The sequence below is a fragment of the Parabacteroides gordonii MS-1 = DSM 23371 genome (assembly GCF_000969825.1).
GTDB lineage: Bacteria > Bacteroidota > Bacteroidia > Bacteroidales > Tannerellaceae > Parabacteroides > Parabacteroides gordonii.
On the sequence record NZ_KQ033919.1, the window covers coordinates 546,326 to 568,301 of the forward strand.

Consider the following 21,976-nt stretch of genomic DNA (forward strand, 5'->3'; position numbering starts at 1 on the left):
TGTGATCGTATTGTTTGATTCTTTTATAATAAATGTTACATATCCTTTTCCTTTGTATATAGCAAACGGATTATAAATCTAATAATCTATTAGTATGAAAAAAGTAAAAGAAAACAAATTGAAGAATTTGTATCCTGTGGAGGGCATTAATTGCTTAAGTAAGAACAGGACAATGTTGCTGGCAATAGGACTGTTAGGCCTATCTCCGGTATTTGCTGTAGCACGTGCTACAGCATCAGATGTGTCACATCTGATGAATGATCGTATACCAGTTGTGGATATTGTACAACAAGACAGGAAGATAACCGGAACTGTCAACGATCAGCAAGGTATTTCAGTGCCGGGGGCAGCTGTACAGGTAAAGGGTACAACAATAGGTACGGTAACTGATATCGATGGTAAGTTCGAACTGGAAGTACCGTCGGGTGCCGTTTTGGTAGTTTCATATATAGGTATGCAACCACAGGAAATTACAGTTGGAAATAAAACTGTATTCAATGTGGTCTTATCAGAAAGTAATATAGGTTTGGATGAAGTGGTGGTTGTTGGATACGGAACACAAAAAAAGGCGACATTGACCGGTTCTATCTCTTCTGTCGGCGGGGAAGAATTAAAGAAGGTGGCGGCTGTCAACCTGAGTAATACCCTGGCTGGTAAAACAGCTGGTGTAATTGCTAACACTCGTTCTGGTGAACCGGGAGAAGATGGAGCGACCATTCAGATCCGTGGTCAGGGAACATTTGGCAGTACCAGCCCACTGATTGTAGTTGACGGTATTGCCGATCGTAGCTTCAGCCGTTTGAATGCGGAAGATATCGAATCGATTTCTATTTTGAAAGATGCTTCTGCTGCTATTTATGGTTCACGTGCCGCGAACGGTGTTATCCTGGTTACAACCAAACGTGGTAAAGAAGGAAAGACCACTCTCTCTTATAGCGGACGTGTAGGTTTTTCACAGCCTACACGGGTTCCGGAAATGTTGAACTCTTATCAGTATATGACCTACGTTAATGAGTACCAGACAGGTCACGGACTGGAAACTACTTTCAAGGAAAATCAAATAAATTGGGCACAGAATGGCGAAAACCCCTATCAGTATCCGAGTACGAACTGGTGGGATACGGTATCTAAAAACTGGGCTACGCAAACGGAACACAGTGTGTCGGTGAACGGTGGTAATGATAAAATTTCTTTTTATACTTCTGCACAGTATATGTGGCAGGATGCTATCTATAAGAAGGCTGCTCAGGATTATGGCCAGTATCAGTTAACTTCCAATATCGATGCAAAGGTCGGTAAATATATAAAAGTCGGATTAGATATTCAGGGACGTCAGGAAAAACGTACACGCGGCGTGTTCTCGACAAACTACTTATTTGATTTCCTGATGAAGTGCAAGCCGATTTACGGAGCTTATTCTCCTGATGGTCAGTATCCGCTGGTCGGCATGGAATATGCATCGACAAACCCGGCTGTCATGGTAACGAAAGATCCGGGTGAAACTAAATATACATACAATTATCTGAATCTAAAGCCTATCATACGTGTCGATATGGATTTTATCACGAAGGGCTTGTATTTTGAAGGGTATGCAGCTATGGACTTTATGTTCCGTAATGGTAAGACACTTAACCATCCGTATGACGTGTACAAATATGTTTCTTCCGGACGGGAAAATGAAGGTGTATGGGGAGAATATGAAAATCAGCGTGATCAAACCGGAGCGATCAGTGTAAATCAATGGTCTGACAATTCTACCCGTATAACATTGAATGCCCGCTTAGGGTATAGCCGTACATTCAATGAGGATCATAAAGTAGATGCTTTTGTCGCTTACGAACAAAGTAAGTATGATTTTAGCAGTTTGGGGGCTTATCGTACGAACTACCTTTCGACAGAAATTCCTGAAATCAATGCCGGTAGCGATGATCCGGAAGACCAGTCCAACAGCGGTTATTCCACAAAGACAGCCCGTCAGAATATTTTCGGACGTGTCAACTATGGCTATAAGGATAAATATCTGGCAGAAGTAACGCTGCGTTACGATGGCTCCATGAACTTTGCACCAGGGCATCGTTGGGGATTATTTCCCGGTTTCTCTGCGGGATGGGTCATGTCGGAAGAAGCCTTTTGGGAAAATTTAAAACCGACTGTCAATTTCTTCAAACTGAAAGGTTCCTGGGGTAAAATGGGTAATGATGATATTACGGCTTTCCAATATCTGTCCCAGTATTTATTTAATGAAAGTAGTATACAGTTCGGTTCACAAAATAAAGGTCTGTATCTTTCCCGTACTGCGAACCCTCTGGTTACCTGGGAAACGGCACGTACTACTAACTTAGGTTTCTCTTCTCAATTCTTAAATGGTAAGTTTAGTTTGGATGTAGATTATTTCTTTTCTAAACGTAGTGATATTTTGATTACCCGTAATGCGTCTATCCCATTGTATTCCGGATTGAAATTGCCGGCTGAAAATATAGGTAAGATGAATAATAAAGGTATTGAGTTCATTGCTTCTTATCAGGATCGAAATGATGAATTTTCCTGGGGGGTAACCGGAAACTTTACATTTGCTAAAAATGAAGTGGTTTACTCCGATGAAGCAACAAATAAAGTCGAATGGCGGAGGGTGACAGGCCGTGCTTACGGAGGATTGGAGCTCTACAATGCATTGGGTATCTACCAGACACAGGAACAGATCGATAATTCCCCTCATTTGGCAGGAACTCAGGTTGGCGATTTGCAGTATGAAGATTTTAATAATGATGGTCAGATAACAGCAGATGATATGAGATATTATGATAATTATTCTGCTGTACCTAAAATTATTTATGGTTTCACTTTAAACGGAGGTTGGAAAGGACTGGATGTGAATGTCTTTTTCCAGGGACAAGCTATGGCTCATCAGTTGATTACACCGACCATGAATATGTTGACAGATTTTTATGAAGGACGTTGGATTGCAACCAATAGCGCAGAGGAAAATGCCGCAGCCCGCTGGCCGCGTGCTTGTATCAATGACTCGGGTTATATGGATGATGTCAACGGAGTATCTTCTACCTGGTGGCTGAGGAATGCTGCATTCCTGCGTTTAAAATCAATTGAAATAGGATATACGTTACCTAAGACTCTTTTACAGAACGTAGGTATTGAACGGGCACGTGTTTATCTGAATGCAAATAATCTGTTTACATTAGATCACATTAAGGTTTCGGATCCGGAAGTGGCAAGTTATTATAACGACGATGGCTATTTGGTTTCTTCCGGTGGTATTTTGGGTTATCCGTTGCAACGGACAATCAATTTTGGAGTCAATGTAACCTTTTAATTAATTAGAGATTATGAAAATGAAAAAATATATATGCAGTGTCGCATTAATAACTGCGCTTTTCGGGATATCCTCTTGTGATGTATTGGATGTATCACCGACGGACTCATTTACGGATGAATCTGTATGGAACGATTTGGCATTAGCTGAAACATATATAAATAACAGCTATATTAAAATAGTGGCTGAAAACTCTTGTGGAAGCCGGTTTGCCAGTTTGACAGACGAGGTTCACCAGATGCATTCTTATTGGACGGAACATGCGTTGGATGGTACATTAGGAACTGACTACCCGTATTTTGCAATCGGTTATGATGCAAGTAAGTATCGAATGTGGGAATTTTATTACCTCGCAATTAAGGATGTGAACTATTTTATGGAGCATATTGATGATGTCCCTGCTGAAACGGAAGAAAATGAAGAATGGAAAGATCAGTTAAAGGGACAGGGATATTTTCTCCGTGCTTATTTCTATCATATGTTATATAGTTTATACGGACGTGTTGTTTTGATTAGTAATACGCATGAATTGAATTCGGAATTTACGGAGACACGTGCTGATCTGGATGATGTTGGTAACTATATTGTTTCACAATGCGATAGTGCAGCTATGTTATTACCTGCCATTTATAGTTCGGGAGATGACCTGGGACGTGCAACCAAAGGGGCTGCGTTGGCCTTGAAAGGACGCACTTTATTATATATGGCAAGTCCGTTGTTCGGAACTCCTTCTACAGATAAATGGCAAAAAGCGGCAGATGCCAATAAAGCTGTGATCGATCTGGGAGTATACAATCTGAAATCGGTTTCCGGATCGGATGATTATGCCGATTTGTTCCTGGATCAGAACAACCCTGAAGTAATTTTTGAAAAATTGTATGATACGCAGTCGAAAGTATCTGAAACTAATAATTCATTCCTGCATCAGTCACCTTGTGGTACGGGTAGTGGTTATGGTGGTTGGGGTACGATGCAACCGACATTGGAAATAGTCGATCGTTTCCAATGTGCTGATGGTACTGAATATAAAATTGAAGCAGAAGATGAATATCCGTGGGATAACCGGGATATTCGCTTGAAAGCAAATATTTTGGTTGATGGAGATGAATGGGGCTATGGTGCCGATAAACGTACGGTTGAGTATTTTATGCCTGGAGAGGATGGCGTTGTTGCCGGTCTGGACAGTCGTGGCGGCCCTTCTTACTGGAATGCTACAATAACAGGCTTTAGTATGCGTAAATTCTTGGATCCGAATTTTGATACGAGTGGAACATTATCGAATTCAACCCCCTGGTTTGTATTTCGTTTGGCTGAGGTTTATTTAAATTATGCGGAATGTCAGATTGAACTGGGTAATAATACGGAAGCTTTAAAGTATATCAATTTAGTCCGTGAGCGTGCTTTATTACCTCCAGCAACAGGTAAAGACATTCGTGCGGAATATGAATATGAACGTCAGATGGAGTTGCTTTTTGAAGGGCAGCGTTGGTTTGATCTGCGTCGCTGGAAAAAACTGGAGGAAGTGTATTCACATCCGCGATATAGCATGACAATTTATAAATATGCAAATGGTTCGAAGTTGTATGTGAGAAATCCTGACCCGATCCGCACTATGACTTTTAACGGAGAGAAGAATTATTGGATGCCGGTTATGCGCGAAGAATATGAAAAAGCTCCACTCATTGATCTGCTCCCGTATGAATAAATAGTATAAAGAAAATGAGAATGAAAACATATTTGAAATGCATTCCGGTTGCCGCCTTATTATTATTTGCCGCCTGTTCGTCGTGCAGTAAAGATAGCGAAGAAGGTGGTTCCGGTGAAACCGGGAAACTGCCTGAAGGTAAAGAACTCTATCGTCCCGAAGAATTTTCCGGGCAGAATTGGTGGTCGGATACTTGCGATTACAGTTATAACCGGATGGATTATACCGATAATCTGGTTATTTACTGGCAAAAAGGTTTTGGAGAAAACCTGGCGAACCCTCCGGAATTGGAAGGAAAGTCGATGAAAGTCGATCTTGACAACCTTAAAAAGAAGCTGGAAACATTCTATACCTATTTTCGTGATGAACTGCAATTCGTCAAACCGGGTTCTCTGAGTGAAAAATACCGGATGATGGTCATGATCATGTATTCATTGGAAGGAACAGCCTATGGCGGTACTTACGATAATAAGATCGGAGCATTCTGGGCAGCACCTAACCGGTTACAGGACGAAAAACTGAATGCCGTCGCTCACGAACTCGGTCATAGCTTTCAGTTACAGATCATTGCCGACGGACAAGGCGAAGCCTGGGGAGGAAACGGCATTTATGAAATGGCGTCTCAGTGGATGCTTTGGCAGGTAAATCCAGATTGGATGAAGGATGAAAACTATCACTGGGTTGCATTTAAGGAGTTGACACATAAAGCATTCCTTCATGTTGATAATATTTATCATTCTCCTTACGTGCTGGAATATTGGGGTGTTAAACATGGGTTGCCGATTATCGCAGAGATGTTCCGACAGGGATTGAAAGGTGAAGATCCTGTCATTACCTATAAAAGGATGAATGAAATGACACAGGAGCAGTTTAATGATGAAATGATGGATGTTTATCTGCATTTGGTCAATCTCGATTACGACCGTGTCTATGATCTTACCCGACAATGGGCCAACTCGTTTGCCCCCTTTAAAGCAAATCTGAAAGAGGATGGAAGCGGTTGGTTACAGGTTGTAAAGGAGGCATGTCCGGAGAATTACGGATTTAATGCTATTAAACTTAAGGTACCGGAAGCAGGACAGGTTGTAGAAGTCTATTTCAAAGGCTTGTCAGAAGCTACAGGCTATAACATGATTAATGCGGATAAAGCCGGTTGGCGTTATGGTTTTGTAGGTGTTACGACTGAAGGGAAATCCGTTTTGGGAACCGTTGGCCGTGATGCGGAAGGGCAGATTTCCTTTACAACTCCTTCCGATGTAAAATTATCGTACTTGTGGTTGGTTGTAATGGGAGCTCCGACAGAACACTGGATGAATTCATCTACTGAAGTCGATGCTCAATGGCCCTATAAAATTAAAATTTCGGGTACCGATATAGAGTAATCAATACGAATTTTCTTTTAATTGTTCGGGAGATGTCTGAGTTTTATATCGCTTGTTTATCGGGCATCTCCCTTTTTTATTCCAAATTCTAATTATACATTGACATGAAAAGTTTTAAAATTGTATCTGTGTTTTTAATGTGTTGTATGGGAGCCTTTGCATACGGGAAAGATTATATATTAAAATCACCGGATGGAAAACTGGTCACAACGATCAATGTAGATAAACAAATTACTTACTCCCTTAACTTTGCTGGACAACAACTACTGAATAAAAGTTCAATTGCTTTAATATTGGAGGATCATGTACTAGGACAGGATCCACAGGTTGCTTCGAAGAAAATCAAGACAGTTTCGGAAAAGGTACATTCTCCGTTTTATCGTGTGCCCTCATTTATTACGGATTATAATGAGATAAACCTTTCATTCAAAGGAAAGTATAGTGTCACTTTTCGTGCATATAACGATGGTGTTGCATATCGCTTTAATACATCCTTCAAGGAGCCATTTATCCTGAAAAATGAGTTGGCTGAATTTAATTTCGATCAAGACTATACAACCTATATGGCTTATTCCACGGCAGCAAAGAATAAGGATCCATACGCTATGGCTTTCCAGAATCTTTATGTAAAAGCACCACTAACCTCTTTTGATACGGAAAATGTAGCCTTTCTTCCTGTGACGGTAGATTATGCCAATGGAGTCAAACTGACAATAACGGAATCCGATCTGGAAGCTTATCCCGGAATGTTTGTAAAAGGAGATGGCAAAACGACCTCTTTGAAAGGAGAGTTTGCCTCTTATCCCTCTCGTATGGATTATCACCCGTGGCGGCACATGAGTTATGTGGTCGAACGCAATGATTATATAGCGAAATCGGAAGGTACACGCAGCTTCCCCTGGCGTATTCTTGCCGTATCTGAAAATGATACACAGATGCCTTTGAATAATTTGGTGTATGCTTTGGCTTCCCCGAATCGTATCGGAGATTATTCATGGGTAAAAGGGGGAAAGGTTGCCTGGGACTGGTGGAACGACTGGGGAATTTATGGCGTGGATTTTAAGGCTGGTATCAATATGGATACATATAAATATTATATTGACTTTGCGGCTGAGAACGGGATTGAGTTTATTGTACTGGATGAAGGATGGTACGATCCGAAATCCGGTGATATGCTGATGGTTATACCGGAACTGGATTTGCCCGAACTCGTTCATTATGCTAAAAGTAAAAATGTAGATATTATTTTGTGGACTGTTTTTAATGTACTCGATGAACAACTGGAAGCTGCCTGCAAAAAATACGCAGAACTTGGTATCAGCGGCTTCAAGGTCGATTTCCTTGACAGGGATGATCAGACAGCAGTAGATATGGTTTACCGGATTGCCGAAGCGACAGCAAAACATAAGTTGACATTGGATTTGCACGGCATCTATAAACCGACAGGACTTAACCGTACTTTCCCGAATATAATCAACTTCGAAAGTGTGTTCGGTATGGAAGAAATGAAATGGAGTACGGTTGAAAAAGATATGATGCAATATGATGTGATCATGCCTTATATCCGTATGATGGCCGGCCCAGTCGATTATACGCCGGGAGCGATGAGGAATGCCTCAAAGAAAGATTTCAAAGATATTTACTATAACCCGATGAGCCAGGGAACACGCTGCCATCAGCTGGCTGCCTATATTGTGCACGATTCACCGCTGACTATGCTGGCCGATAACCCCACCATCTACCGGAAGGAACAGGAATGTACCGACTTTATCGTTAGTATTCCCAATACGGGAATAGACGAGACACGTATTCTTCAGGGAAAAATGGGAGAATATATTGTATCGGCCCGCCGTGCAGGGACAGATTGGTATATCGGTGGAATGACAAACTGGGAGCCTCGCGAGGTGATACTGGATCTTTCTTTTCTTGATAGCGGCGACTATACGGCTACAATTTTTAAAGATGGGGCAAATGCGGCAAAGCAGGCTGCCGACTATAAAAAGGAAGAACAGGTTGTTACTTCACAAACCCGGTTGAAGTTGTTGATGGTCCCAGGCGGCGGTATTGCCATTTCCCTGAAAAAGCGATAAGAGTGTATTATTAGTCCGTAATAATGGTAGAATAGTCTAATCTGTTATTCTAATGGACAATATTTCTATATAAAGCGCTTCTTATTCTCTTTATTTGCATTTGTAATTTTCGATTAAGTAGTATAAAACAAAATATTCACACTATGCTGAAAAAACTTTTATTTGCATCAGTCTCCGTAGTAGGTTTGTTCGCGTGCCAGTCTAATCCGGATCGATATACGTCGAATGAACCGATCGTTGAAGTTCCGTTTACCGAAGTTCATCTGACAGATAATTTTTGGGCTCCCCGTATCGAAGTGAACCGGACAGTCTCTATCCCGTCTGCATTCAAACAATGCGAATTGAACGGACGTTTCGATAATTTCGCCTTAGCCGGCGGACTTATCAAAGGAGAACATAAAGGAGATTTTCCTTTCGATGATACCGATCCGTACAAGATTATAGAAGGGGCCTCTTATTCATTAGCCGTTAAATATGATCCGCAGTTGGATGCTTATCTGGATAGTGTTATCACGTTGATCGGTGCCGCCCAGGAACCGGATGGCTACCTGACTACCTGTGTAACCAATAAATGCGAAAGATTATCGCGCTGGTGGGGAAAAGAACGCTGGGAGAAACTGAATAGCCATGAACTCTATAATTGCGGACATTTATATGAAGCCGCAGTTGCCCATTTCCGGGCTACGGGTAAACGCTCGTTACTGGACGTTGCCATAAAAAATGCCGATCTGGTTTGCGAAGTCTTTGGCCCGAAAGAAGGACAGAAACATGTGCCGTCGGGGCATCCTATTGTAGAAATGGGACTGGCAAAGATGTATAAAGTGACAGGCGATCAGAAATATCTGGATATGGCCCGCTACTTCGTGGAAGAAACAGGACGTGGAACCGATGGTCATCGCCTGAATGCATACAGTCAGGATCATATGCCTATCCTGCAACAGGAGGAGATTGTCGGACATGCCGTACGTGCCGGTTATCTTTATTCCGGTGTGGCCGATGTGGCTGCATTGACAAAAGATTCTGCTTACTTCAATGCCATCTGCCGTATCTGGGACAATATGGCAACGAAGAAACTGTATATCACCGGCGGTATCGGTTCAAGAGCGCAGGGCGAAGGCTTCGGGCCGGAATATGAATTACATAATCACAGTGCCTATTGTGAAACATGCGCCTCTATCGCGAATGTCTACTGGAACCAACGTATGTTCCTGGCAACCGGTGATGCTAAATATGTGGATGTGTTGGAACGCGCCTTATATAATGGTGTGATCTCCGGTGTCTCTCTAAGCGGAGATAAATTCTTCTACGATAATCCGCTGGAGTCTATGGGACAACACGAACGTGCTCCCTGGTTCGGTTGTGCCTGCTGTCCGGGTAATGTAACCCGTTTTATGGCTTCTGTCCCGATGTATATGTATGCAACACAGGAAAACAGTGTTTTCGTAAACTTGTATATTGCCAGCAATAGTGCTGTTAAACTCGGAGAAAATGAGATCGAACTGGATCAGGCTACAGAATACCCTTGGGAAGGGAAAGTGCAACTGACCGTTACTCCTCAGAAACCAGCCCACTTCGCATTAAAATTGCGTATCCCGGGATGGGCGGAAAACGAACCTGTCACAGGAAGCGACCTGTACACCTTTACTTCACAGGAAGCAGATAAATATACTGTTTCTGTAAATGGAAAAGCTGTTAAAAGTAAAGCTTACGAGGGATATATAGCTATCGACCGCCAGTGGAATGCAGGGGATATTGTCGAGCTGACTTTGCCGATGGATGTACGCCGTGTCAAAGCACATGATAAAGTAAAAGCGGACGAAGGTTTATTGGCTATTGAACGCGGCCCGGTCGTTTACTGTCTTGAAGGGGTGGATATGCCTGACAAACATGTCTTTAATAAGTATATTCCGGATAATAACTCTTTCTCTTATAAATATGTGGAAGATAAACTGAATGGAATCGTAGAACTCGAAGGAACTGCTAAAGAACTGGATCGTAATGCAGACGGAACGGTCGGAGAGAAAGATGTTCCGGTCAGATTGATCCCTTATTCAACCTGGAATAACCGGGGGAATGCTGAAATGGCTGTCTGGATCCCTGCATCCGCCGCTTATGCCAAGCCAACTCCGGAGCCGAGTATCGCTTCCCGTGCAAAATCATTTACTATTGTCAGTGCACCGATCCAGAAAGACGGCTTGCCAATCGAACGTCGTGAGTATTGTTACGGTGTAAACGATCAGTGGGATCCTGCAAGCTCGGACGATATGTCGAAACCCTATCATTATTTCTGGTTGAAAACGGGTTCGGAAGAAGCGATCGAATATGTATTCGACCAACCGGAAACAGTGAAGAATGTCGAAGTCTACTGGCTCGAGTTCGACCATTACGATGGTAACTACCGTGTTCCGGCCAACTGGAAAGTTCAATATAAGGAAGGAAACACCTGGAAAGATGTGAAGGCTAATGGTGAATACGGTTGTAAGAAAGATTGTTACAATTCGGTCGACTTCGAACCCGTCACAACTTCCGGCCTGAAACTCGTAATCAACTTACAGAAAGGTGAATCGGGCGGTGTGATCGAATGGAAAGTTAACTAAAACATCATAGACTGTTATACACACACACTTTTTGTAGATTAAGTATTTGATTTGAAATAATGCAGGCTTGACGGGAGGTCAATGCCTGCATTAAATCTTTAGATATCTGCTTAATAACATGTCCGATGATACACTCATTTATTGATAAGGTGTTACTTTTACACCATGAATAAATAAGTATAATGATATACACTTAATGACTAATAACATGAAAAGTATTCTGGTAATAGCACTAACCGGTATATGCCTGGCCGGAAGTGCGCAGACACATGACGGAGGGTATCCGATCACTCCCGTACCATTCACTTCTGTAAAAGTAACCGACAGCTTTTGGGGACAACGCCTGAAAGCCAGTCGTGAAGTGACAATACCCCTGGCATTCAGCAAATGTGAAGAAACCGGCCGTTATGAAAATTTCTGTAAAGCTGCTCATCCCAGTAGCGAGTATAAGGTGGGTGGTCTTGCTTTTGATGATACCGATGTCTATAAAACGATTGAAGGTGCCAGCTATTCCATGCAGACTTATCCGGACAAGAAACTGGCTAAATATATCGATAGCGTACTGACGATAGTCGCTGCCGCACAGGAACCCGACGGGTATCTGTATACTTCTCGTACCATGAATCCGGAGAATCCGCATGAATGGGCCGGAAGCAAACGTTGGGAAAAGGTAGAAGACCTGAGCCATGAATTTTATAATTTAGGACATATGATAGAGGGCGCCATCGCTCATTATCAGGCCACCGGAAAAAAGAACTTCCTTAACATCGCCATTAAGTATGCCGATTGTGTGGAACGGGAGATAGGGGATAAGCCCGGACAGCTCGTTCGCGTTCCCGGCCATCAGATCGCAGAGATGGCGCTAGCTAAACTATATCTTGTAACCGGTCAACAGAAATATCTCGACCTGGCTAAATTCTTTCTCGATAAACGTGGTTATACTTCCCGTACGGATGCGTACAGCCAGGCTCATAAACCTGTTCTGGAACAGGATGAGGCAGTTGGCCATGCCGTTCGTGCGGCTTATATGTATTCAGGCATGGCGGATGTCGCAGCCCTGACCGGTGATACCGGATATGTACATGCTATCGATAAGATATGGGATAATGTGGTAACGAAGAAATTGTATGTTACCGGAGGTATCGGTGCCACAAGTAATGGTGAGGCATTCGGGGAAAATTATGAATTACCCAATATGTCAGCTTATTGTGAAACCTGTGCTGCGATCGGTAATGTTTATTGGAACTATCGTTTGTTTCTCCTGCATGGAGAATCGAAGTATTACGATGTACTGGAACGTTCGTTATATAACGGGCTGATCTCCGGTGTCTCTCTGGACGGTGGCGGTTTCTTCTATCCGAACCCGTTGGAGTCTATCGGCCAGCATCAACGTCAGCCCTGGTTCGGTTGTGCCTGCTGTCCGTCTAATATCTGCCGTTTTATTCCGTCTTTACCCGGATATGTTTATGCGGTACATAATAAGGATGTATATGTCAATCTGTTTATGAGCAACACATCCGAGCTGAATGTAGAAGGAAAGAAAGTGACCTTGACCCAGACTACAGAATATCCCTGGAACGGTGATATCCGCGTATCCGTTTCTCCGAAAGGAAAACAAAACTTCACCTTAAAGATTCGTATACCAGGCTGGGTACAGGGTGAAGTCGTTCCGAGCAATCTATATTCATTTACCGATAATAAGCAATTGAATTATTCTGTAAAAGTGAATGGAGAAACATTCAGAAGTAATCTCGATAAGGGTTATTTCGCTATAAACCGCCTGTGGAAAAAAGGGGATGTCGTGGAAGTTCATTTTGATATGGAACCACGTACGGTAAAAGCCAATTCAAAGGTGGAAGCCGACCGTGGAAAGATCTCTGTGGAACGTGGCCCGCTTGTTTATTGCGCCGAATGGCCGGATAATGACTTCAGCGTACTGAGTGTCTTTATGAATCGTAAGCCGGAATTTACCGTAGAACGTAAACCGGAACTGCTATATGGTATCGACGAACTGAAAACACAGGCGCAAACCCTGGGTTACGACGAAACCGGCCGTTTGGTGACTAAAGATGTCACTTTGACTCTGATCCCTTATTATGCCTGGGCACATCGTGGTACCGGTGAAATGGCTGTCTGGTTGCCACAGGACGTGAGTGCCACCCGTCCGGTAATGCCACCAACGATCGCTTCCAAAGCAAAGATCACAGCTTCCCACATGGCAAAATCAATCTCTGCCATCAACGACGGCTTGACCCCAAAGGATGAAAATGACCGTACGGCTCCTTATTATCATTGGTGGCCGCAGGAAGGAACAACCGAATGGATCGCTTATGAGTTTGAACAGCCGGAAGAAATTTCCAGCACCACTATCTACTGGTATGACGATGCTCCCTGGGGAGGTTGCCGTATCCCGCAAAGCTGGAAAATCTATTATAAAGACGCTTCCGGTAACTGGCAACCCGTAGCGAACACTTCTTCTTATGGCATTGCCAAAGGAGAACCTAATACCGTTCGTTTCACTCCGGTAAAAACTTCTGCCGTCAAGTTGGAAGTGGTTCAACCGGAGAAAAATTCAGCCGGTCTTTTTGAGTGGGCGGTGGAATAGTCAAAAAGGGGAGAACCTCCCGGCCCTCCCCTTTCTCTTTAAAGGATTTATACTAGTAGTTTTAATTTAGTTTAAACCTAAACCCTAGCTTTACGCCAAAGGACATTACCTTGACTTTATCAGTAATATTTGAGTTAAGCATGCCATTGTAAGGTATTCCCTGGCCAACGGTTTTGTTTCCTTCCGGATGGTATGAAGCCGGAGAGGATAAAAGGCCCTGGTCTTTTTTCTTTTTCATGTCTGTGAACCCGTAGTCGATATACCCGCCCAGAAGCAGGTCGGTGTCTTCACCCAAGGCAACAAGGAAGCCCAGTTCGGCTGTTCCCGCCACACCCAGTTTCAATTTGTTCTTGCCCTTCCAGCCCAGCTCCCGGCCGGGGTCGCTGATCGTGCCGAAGCCGTGGTGAGGGACAGGCGATTCCGATGGCGAACCCACGTCCGAAGGGATATGCGGGTAGTAACCCGATATGTTCAGCTCGCTGGCCGGATTGCCCTGCACCTTGTATTTCGTCTGCACAGGTATCTGGAGCTTGACGCCCAGGCCGGCGTACATGCCCCATTTTTCTTCCTCGCCGAAGCGTGTCTGGTACATCGCCATCAGGGGGATATCGAGCAGGAAGGCCGTCTGTTTCTCTTCGAGGTTCTTCAGGCGGGCACGCAGTTCAAACTCGCGCGGGTGGCCGGAGAAATCGTCGTCGTCGATCATGTTGCCCAGTTTCATGTACTTGTCGTCCGACATATCGCCCCTCAACCGGCCTACGGTGGCGTAACGGGAGATACCTACCCCCGTTGCGAAGCCCCAGTGCGGGTTGAAGAAGTAACTGTAACGGATATCGATCTCGTAGCCGAGTTTGCTGTCCCGGTTGCCTTTTTCCTGGAAACCTTCGATCTGGTAATTCAGGTCGTAACGGAAGGAAGAGGAACCCACCCCGCCCGAAACGGTGAGGTAGGAAGTCTTCCTTTTCGTGGTGTCCTGCTCCGACTCGCGGTACTCACGCGGCTGTTGGCGGCGGTCGCCGTACCGGTTGCGTTCGCGGCTGCCCGTTCCCTGCTGCGCGGAAACGGTCGTTACAAGGCAGCCGGCAGCCAGCGATAATACGATGCTTCTTATGTTGGATATCATGTGTGTCATATTTGGATTCGTTTATTTGATGATGATTTTATGGGTTGTTGTCTTGCCTTCTTCGGTCGTTACCTTCACGATGTAACTGCCTGAAGCCATGTCGGTCGGGATCGTTGTCTCCCAGGTGTTCATCTCCTGGCGGTTGACAAGCTGGCCGTTGAGGTTGTACACCTCCACGACGGCCGATCCGGGTGCGTCGCCGGGCGTTCCCGTCTGCACCGTGATCGGGGTGCTCTTGCTCACCATAGCCGGGAAGACGCGGGTGACGGGGAACTGGGTCAGCGTCTCGAACGTGATCGGGCAACTGTCTATATAGGTGTCGTCGGCACGGAAGGCGCGGATCCAGTAAGTTCCCAGCAGGCCTTCAGGCACGGAATAGTAGATCGAGTTGGCATGCTTTTCGATCATCTGACCGTCTTTGTACCACTGGAAGCGGACGTATTCGTTGTCCGGGTTGGTGATGTACATGAAGTCGTTCCATTTGATCTGGATACGCAGGCCGTTCTTGGCGACGGTTACCTTGCGGCTGGTTTCCAGTCCGCAGTCACCGTAGACGTCGACGTAGTAGATGCCTTCGTTCTGCGGGGTCAGCGGTGCCTCGTAGGTGTCGGCCGTTGCTCCCGGGATGGCTTCCTCGTTGAAGAACCACTGGTAGCTGAGGTTGATGCCGATGGCTTCCACTTTCAGCACGAAGTTGTCGCCGTCGCAGACTTTCACCGACTGCGGCTGCTTGGTGATCGTGGTGGTTTGCAGCACTTCGATCTCGAAAGGATGCACTTCCACCAGTCCCGGATCGCTCTTCTTACGTACGTAAACGCTGCCGGAGTAGATGCCTTTGGCGATGATGTTGCTGACGGGGACGGTCAGGTAGTTCGCCGTCACGTCCTTGTAGTCCGTATCCCTGAAGCCGGCCTGCTGCGCTTCATCGGAGAAGCGGACGGCGTATTCGAGGATATTGTCCGGGTCGAGCAGCTGGATGGGGATACGGAACTCGCTTTCCGTCCCGCAATACGGGGCGATGTCGCCCAGGCCGATCAGGCCGCCGTCGCGGATAATGACGGTGTGGACGTAGGCCGGCTCGGTATAGTAGTGCTCGGTGGCGATGCTTTCACCGTTGTAAAGGGTCAGCTTGTAGACGGTGTAGACGTAAGTGCCTACGAGCGTGTGGGCTTCCCCTTTGTTGAAGGTGTAGCGTTCGGTCTTGGCAACGGCCTCATCCAGCGGATAATGGTAGTCGACGGGCGTGGCCGTGTACTCGATCTCCCAGCGGTCGTAGGTGACGTTGCTGAAACCTACCGGGCGGATCTGGACGTAGACGGGCGTGCCTTTGTTCACCGCCGTCGTGGTCAGGTTGTCCACGTCGCGGAAATCTTCGAGTTGGTTCGAAGTGGTGGAGACAGACCATTGCAGGCCTCCTCCGGGGCCCGGGCCGGGGCCTTCACCGTCTTTGATAATGATGGTGTGACGGTACGGGGAAGTAGCATAGTCGTATGTTTCGACCACCTGGTTACCGTAGAGGTCATACAGCGTCAGTTTGGTGACAGTATATATGTAAGTCCCGATTTCGGTATGTGCTTCCCGGTTGTTGAAGTTGTGACGTTCGGTTTTGAGCGTCGGGTTCATGCCGTAATAGTGCTCTGCCGGGGTCACGGTGTATTCGATAGCCCAGCGTTCAAAGTTGAGGCCTTCGTGTCCTACCGGGCGGATCTGGACGAAGACGGGGGTTCCGTAATTCACGGAAGTGGTCGCCTGGTCGTTCACATCTTTGAAGTAGGGCTGCTCGTAGGTGACGGTCGAAACCGACCATTGCAGGGCGGGAACCGGTTTGACGGGGTTGTCCTCGATGATGACCTTATGCGTACAACTTGCGTTACGGTACAGGTAGGTGGCTACTTCGGCACCTGCTTTGTAGAGGATCAACTTGGTGACATTATAATAGTAAGTACCCTCCAGCGTATGGGCGTCTCCCTTGTTGAAGTCGTAGCGCACCGTTTTAGCGATTGGGGCATCCATCGGATAGTGGTAATCCGCAGGCGTAGCCGCATATTCGATTGACCACGTGTCGTAATCGATATTAGTAAGATTGACAGGCCTGATCTGCACATAAACAGGCGTTCCCACCATTACTGAAGTGGTGGAGTTATTAGGTACGTCGTTGAACTCATGCAGTTCGTTAGTTGTCTTGGAGACAGACCATTGAAGTTTAAGGGTCGTATTCGGTTCCCACTGTGCATAGAGGTCGGTGGCCGTCGTCACCGTGAAAGTAGAACCCGGCAGATAGGTCGTCCCGGTGCCGTCGGCGTTCGTTGTCCACTTGGTGAAGATATGGTTCGGACGGTTGGGTAATCCGGTTTCCGGGTAAGTGGCGGTAGTTACGTTTCCACCGTCATAAGAGACTTCATGGGTCTGATCCGGGTCGAAGTTGGAGTGGTAGACCACTTTCCCGCCATCGCCCCAAACAGCATATAGGGTGAGGTTCCCTTCAGCATACGTCAGGCTGTTGCCCACCTTGTAAGTGGCATTTGGCTCGGTTGCGTCGTCGGTCAGGGCCCAACCCAAGAAACTTTTCGTGGCGTGGGTCGCCTTCAGGGTGGTCTTGCCGTCTACAACCGTGGTTTTCCCGTCGATCGTGCCGATCGTGTAGTAATTGGTTGCCTTATTGTCGGAACCGGCTTCGTAATAGACCTCGCCCACGTATTCCGTCTGGGGGGTCAAACCGAATGTTCCGCCGTTGGAATTATACTTTACCCACGACATCTCTATTGCGCCCTGGTCTTTGAAGTTTTTGAAATTCCGCTGGTCGGTCGTAGGGAGTATTGTCGAGTAGTTGTAGGAGTTGTCGGCAATACCTTCCGGCTTGATGGGGACGGTTTTCACGATTTCGTCTTTCACACCGGCCTTTACACCGGTGAGGTTGGCGGAGAATTTATAGTTCTTTCCCAGCACATCGTCGACGGTATAGGCCGGAGTAGCGCCCTTGTCGGCGTTGAGCACGTTTCTTGTTCCCGCCGCGACGGTTGTCGAATTGGAAATATCTTTATAATTGCTTGCTGTATTCAGCACACCGCTTGAATTATAGACCTTATTTCCCATATACAAAGAGCCGTTGTTCGTAACGGAAGCCACGATACCCCATGAGCTGTTTCCGCTCAGGCCTATCGCCCCCCCACGCTGGTCTACTTTCGAATTTTCGTTACCCGATACATTATCCACAAAAGTACAATTTGTCAGGATGTTGCTCATTTTACTGCTACCGCCGTTCAGGAAGAACTGGATAGCTCCTCCGGTAACGTTCGCACCGTCCAACCCGTATGCTCGGTTGTTGTAGAACGTGCAGCTGGTTATATTGGTCGTCATGCCCACTGTCCCGGTCACCTGTATCATCATGGCGCCGCCATCGTCGTAAGCCAGGTTGCTGTCGAAGGTCGTTTTGTTGATATTTAATGACGCGCCGTAGGTACTTCCTCCACCATCGATTATATAGATTGCTCCGCCGTCAAAGGTATTTTGTACATTTCCGTCTGCCCCGTTCGTTTCATTCTGTTGGAAAAGGCATTCGTTTATAGTCAGGTTTCCGTAGAAATAATGCATCGACATGGCACCGCCACCACCTCCAAAGGGGCCGGAAAGCAGACACTTGTTCACATTTTTTCGCAAGATAGTGTTGTTAAGCTCAAGTGTCCCCAGATAGTTTTTCGAGCCGATAGCTCCACATTCGTAGCCCGCACCCGTACCGATGTTGTTCTCGATGGTGCAATTGTTGATCGCCACCTTCGAATAACCGGACACCCAAACGGCCGGGGCGGTGTTATTTGCCGTATTATTGTATATCCTCGTATAGGAAACAACCGTAGAGGCATCTACCCCAGTGCCCATATCCAAGGCCCCGAACGAAGAGTTGTAAAATTCCATCCTCTCCAGCACCAGCTTACCGTTGGTTGCCGTGCTATAAAGCAACCGTTTCGTTGCTGTGGCACCATCCACCTTCAGGTTTTTAATTGTCAGGGTCTTATCTCCGGCACCGGAGATACGGAAAGTCCCTATATTCCACACCTTATCCCCTCCGTCGATCGTAACGTTGACGGTAGGCATCAAAAGCGATACCTCACCAAATACAAAGCTGTTTGATAATGTGATAACATCCCCTTCACTAGCATTGGTCACCGCATCCTGCAATTCTCCAACCGTTCCGACTTCTACATCCGCCGCTAGCGACTTAGCGGGAAATAGTATCAATAAGAACAAGGCAAAAAACAAAACAATAGGTTTGCTTCTGTAGTTATAGACACGAGGTCTAACAAACCCGACCGGCCTACCGCCAGTTACTAACACTGTAGCATTCTCACTCATAATTCTAAATAAAATAAAGTTCTATAAAATATCGTTCTCCCAGAAAAAATGGGTTCTTTCCTTTCCCAGACAGTTAAAATCTATTATCCGACTGGCGCAAATTTACAAATTAGGATGAGGTGTGGTAGTTAATTTAAACAGATTAACTCAGCTTTGAAATACATAAGCTATACGGTAAACATTTCCGTCATCCCCCTTTACAAAACGAACAAAATGTAAATTTCATACTAGTTAAATTTTCAACCTATTTAACAAAAACTCATAAAAGACGACGGAAAACAAAAAGAGACTGCCTTTTTCAAAGCAGTCTCTTTGCAGATATCCTATTTACTCTATCACTTAGAACGTCACATCGATCCCTCCCATGAACACGGCTTTCGGCATCGGGAAGCCATAATTGATGGTGTAACGGGTAGCGGTCAGGTTCTCTCCTTTGACGAAGAGGTTCAGCCCTTTGTCGCGCGAACCGAAGCGATAGGCAGCCCGGGCGTTAAGGACGGTGTAGTTCTCCTTCACTTCGGAGATTTTGTTTGCCGGATTTTCCAGGCGGACATACAGGTCGTAAACGGATTGCACGTTCGCATTAAAGGTGAAACGGCCGGGGGAATAAGTGGCACCGACGTTCAGTTTGTGAGCCGGGGCAGCCAGAAGCGGCTTGCTGGTGTGCAGGTAGCTGTAATTCATATCCATGCTGAGGTTGCGGAGTATCTGATAACGTCCCTCCAGCTCGATCCCCTTGTTGGTGAAGGTGCCGACGTTGCGGTTTTCCTGAGGGAATTGGCTCGCGGGATTCACCCGAACCGACTCAATCATGTTCTTACCGTCGATAAAGAAAGCCGTCACCTCCCCGTACAGGCGGCCGTCGAGGAAAGACTGGCCGACAGCTACTTCATAATTCAACATATTCTCCGGCTTCAAATCTGCATTAGCAGCTCCCCACATATACATTTCCCGAATATTCGGACTACGGAAACCTTTCGAGAAAGAGGCACGGATCACATTTCCTTCAAGTGGACGAAAAGTAAGACCTGCCTGCGGAACCCATTCGCCACCAAATACGCTGTTATGCTCGTAACGCACGCCGGCGTTGATGCTTAGCATGTCGAACAAGTCCTGCTGCATGATTACATACCCGGCAATCTCATTAACCGATTTATCGATAAGTTCATTTTTATTATTGTTGATACTATCCTGCCAGGCATGGCCTCCCCAGTTCTTGTAGTCGATACCGGCCGTGAAGGTGTTCCCTTCCACCAGGCGGAACGACTGATAGAGCAGGACGCCCGTGTTATGATCGTCCGAGCGGAAGAGGTAAGAGCGCGGGGTTCCTCCCGGTTCGTAGCCGTCGTTGACCTCGTGGTTACCCCAGTTGTAGAAGACACGCAAGGCACCGCTTGTCTTTTCGTGGTGGTTCTCGAGGGCAAAAGAGGTGGTACCGCGCAACACATCCACGAGATAATCGAGCACAGGGGCATCGATCTCGCCCGGGTTTTGGGTCTTGAACTTGGCCAGGCTCAGGTCGCCGGTCACTCTATAGTGTTCGTTGATCTTATAGCCCAGGTTCGCGAAACCGTTGGTGATGTGGAACTTGGAGTTCGGACGGTGGCCATCGGTACGGTCGTGGTTGAGGGAGATAAAGCTGCTGAAGTTGCCGATATTGTAGCCGTTGTTCACCATGTATTTCTGGGTATTGTACGAGCCATACATGATACGGGCCTGCGTGCGGCGTCCTTCCTGCTTATGATGGCGGGTGATGATGTTGACCACCCCTCCCATCGCGTTCGAGCCATACATCAGGGAGCCCGGGCCTCGGATCACTTCCACGCGTTCGACGTCGGAAGCCACGTAGGTGTCGGGCAAGGCATGTCCGAAGATCCCCGCCCACTGCGGCTGTCCGTCGAAGAGCATGAGTACTTTGTTTCCCTGTCCCACCCCGCGGATGTTGACGGTTCCGGCCGACCCGTCGTTCACCCCGAAGCCGGTGATCCCTTTCTGGGTGACGAACAATCCGGGGACACGCTGCGAGAGTACCGGAAGGAGTGCCGACTCGCTGCTGGCTTCGATCTCCTCCCTGTCGATCACGGATATGGAGAGCGGCACGCTGTTGCGGTTCACTTGTATCTTATTAGCCGAGACGACAACGCCTTGAAGGTTGATCAGGCTGTCTATTCCCAGCGGTTCAACGGGCTCAACCGGCACGGAAGAGTAAACAACCGTAGTGACCAATAAGCCCGAAATAAGTAAAAATCCTTTCTTCATAATTCAACTTGTATAATAATTTGTTATTTGCTTTTGCTCAAAAGGTAACACCATTCTTTGAAAACGTGTTACCATAGGGATAAAAAAATAGGCTCAATCCGCCCGGCTCATCACCAGTTTGCCGTGTTTTATTCCCTTGATAGCGGTCAGTTTATCGGCCAGTTCGGTGAGGCGGTGGGCAGTACCCATCACCGTCTCGATATGCAGACAAAAATGCCGGTTGACATAATATTGGGAAGACGACAGGATAACGTCCTGATAGTCCTGCTCGATACTGACAATCTTAGAGGCGATCGCTTTCTTTTCCTGGTCGTACATTATAATAATGGTACCGGCCACGATATGGTTGCATTGCCATTTCTTCTCCGCCACGTTCTTCTCTATCAGGAAACGGATAGCCTGCGAGCGGTTGGCGAAGCCATTCTCGTTCACATACTGATCAAGCGATTCCAGCAGATTGTCTTCCAGGGAGACACCAAAACGTTTTATTGCCATACGATTTTGCATTCTATTTAGGCGGTAAATATACTATTTATT

10 protein-coding genes are annotated in these 21,976 nt (G+C 46.4%); 6 read left to right on the forward strand and 4 right to left on the reverse strand.

Annotation, left to right across the window (positions count from 1 at the left end; genetic code table 11):
• Nucleotides 1-172 precede the first annotated feature (172 nt).
• The 6 genes from HMPREF1536_RS02195 (at nucleotide 173) to HMPREF1536_RS02220 (ending at nucleotide 13,707) form a co-directional block, all read left to right on the forward strand.
• Entirely contained in the window at nucleotides 173-3,328 is a 3,156-nt protein-coding gene (locus HMPREF1536_RS02195) for a SusC/RagA family TonB-linked outer membrane protein (RefSeq protein WP_044193767.1), read from the forward strand.
• A gap of 19 nt (nucleotides 3,329-3,347) precedes the next feature.
• Nucleotides 3,348-5,033, forward strand: coding sequence for a RagB/SusD family nutrient uptake outer membrane protein (locus HMPREF1536_RS02200; RefSeq protein ID WP_028730503.1), 1,686 nt, complete (start codon nucleotides 3,348-3,350; stop codon nucleotides 5,031-5,033).
• Between the two features lie 20 nt (nucleotides 5,034-5,053).
• A complete protein-coding gene (locus tag HMPREF1536_RS02205) occupies nucleotides 5,054-6,415 on the forward strand; it encodes a DUF6055 domain-containing protein (RefSeq protein ID WP_028730504.1) in 1,362 nt (453 codons plus the stop codon).
• 104 nt (nucleotides 6,416-6,519) lie between these two features.
• Entirely contained in the window at nucleotides 6,520-8,505 is a 1,986-nt protein-coding gene (locus HMPREF1536_RS02210) for a retaining alpha-galactosidase (RefSeq protein WP_028730505.1), read from the forward strand.
• Nucleotides 8,506-8,648: 143 nt separating this feature from the next.
• A complete protein-coding gene (locus tag HMPREF1536_RS02215) occupies nucleotides 8,649-11,102 on the forward strand; it encodes a glycoside hydrolase family 127 protein (RefSeq protein WP_028730506.1) in 2,454 nt (817 codons plus the stop codon).
• A gap of 208 nt (nucleotides 11,103-11,310) precedes the next feature.
• Nucleotides 11,311-13,707, forward strand: a complete 2,397-nt coding sequence (locus HMPREF1536_RS02220; RefSeq protein WP_028730507.1) for a glycoside hydrolase family 127 protein — start codon at nucleotides 11,311-11,313, stop codon at nucleotides 13,705-13,707.
• A 61-nt stretch (nucleotides 13,708-13,768) separates the two neighbouring features.
• Here the strand turns inward: HMPREF1536_RS02220 and HMPREF1536_RS02225 are convergent, their stop codons facing one another.
• From HMPREF1536_RS02225 to nikR, 4 genes are all read right to left on the reverse strand, one after another.
• Nucleotides 13,769-14,839, reverse strand: a complete 1,071-nt coding sequence (locus HMPREF1536_RS02225; protein WP_046151778.1) for an outer membrane beta-barrel protein — start codon at nucleotides 14,837-14,839, stop codon at nucleotides 13,769-13,771.
• Between the two features lie 12 nt (nucleotides 14,840-14,851).
• Nucleotides 14,852-19,180 (reverse strand): T9SS type A sorting domain-containing protein, encoded by a 4,329-nt coding sequence (locus HMPREF1536_RS02230; RefSeq protein ID WP_082207471.1) that lies wholly within the window; start codon nucleotides 19,178-19,180, stop codon nucleotides 14,852-14,854.
• Nucleotides 19,181-19,519: 339 nt separating this feature from the next.
• Nucleotides 19,520-21,439 (reverse strand): TonB-dependent receptor plug domain-containing protein, encoded by a 1,920-nt coding sequence (locus HMPREF1536_RS02235; protein ID WP_028728518.1) that lies wholly within the window; start codon nucleotides 21,437-21,439, stop codon nucleotides 19,520-19,522.
• 93 nt (nucleotides 21,440-21,532) lie between these two features.
• Nucleotides 21,533-21,934, reverse strand: coding sequence for a nickel-responsive transcriptional regulator NikR (gene nikR / locus HMPREF1536_RS02240; RefSeq protein ID WP_028728519.1), 402 nt, complete (start codon nucleotides 21,932-21,934; stop codon nucleotides 21,533-21,535).
• Nucleotides 21,935-21,976 lie beyond the last annotated feature (42 nt).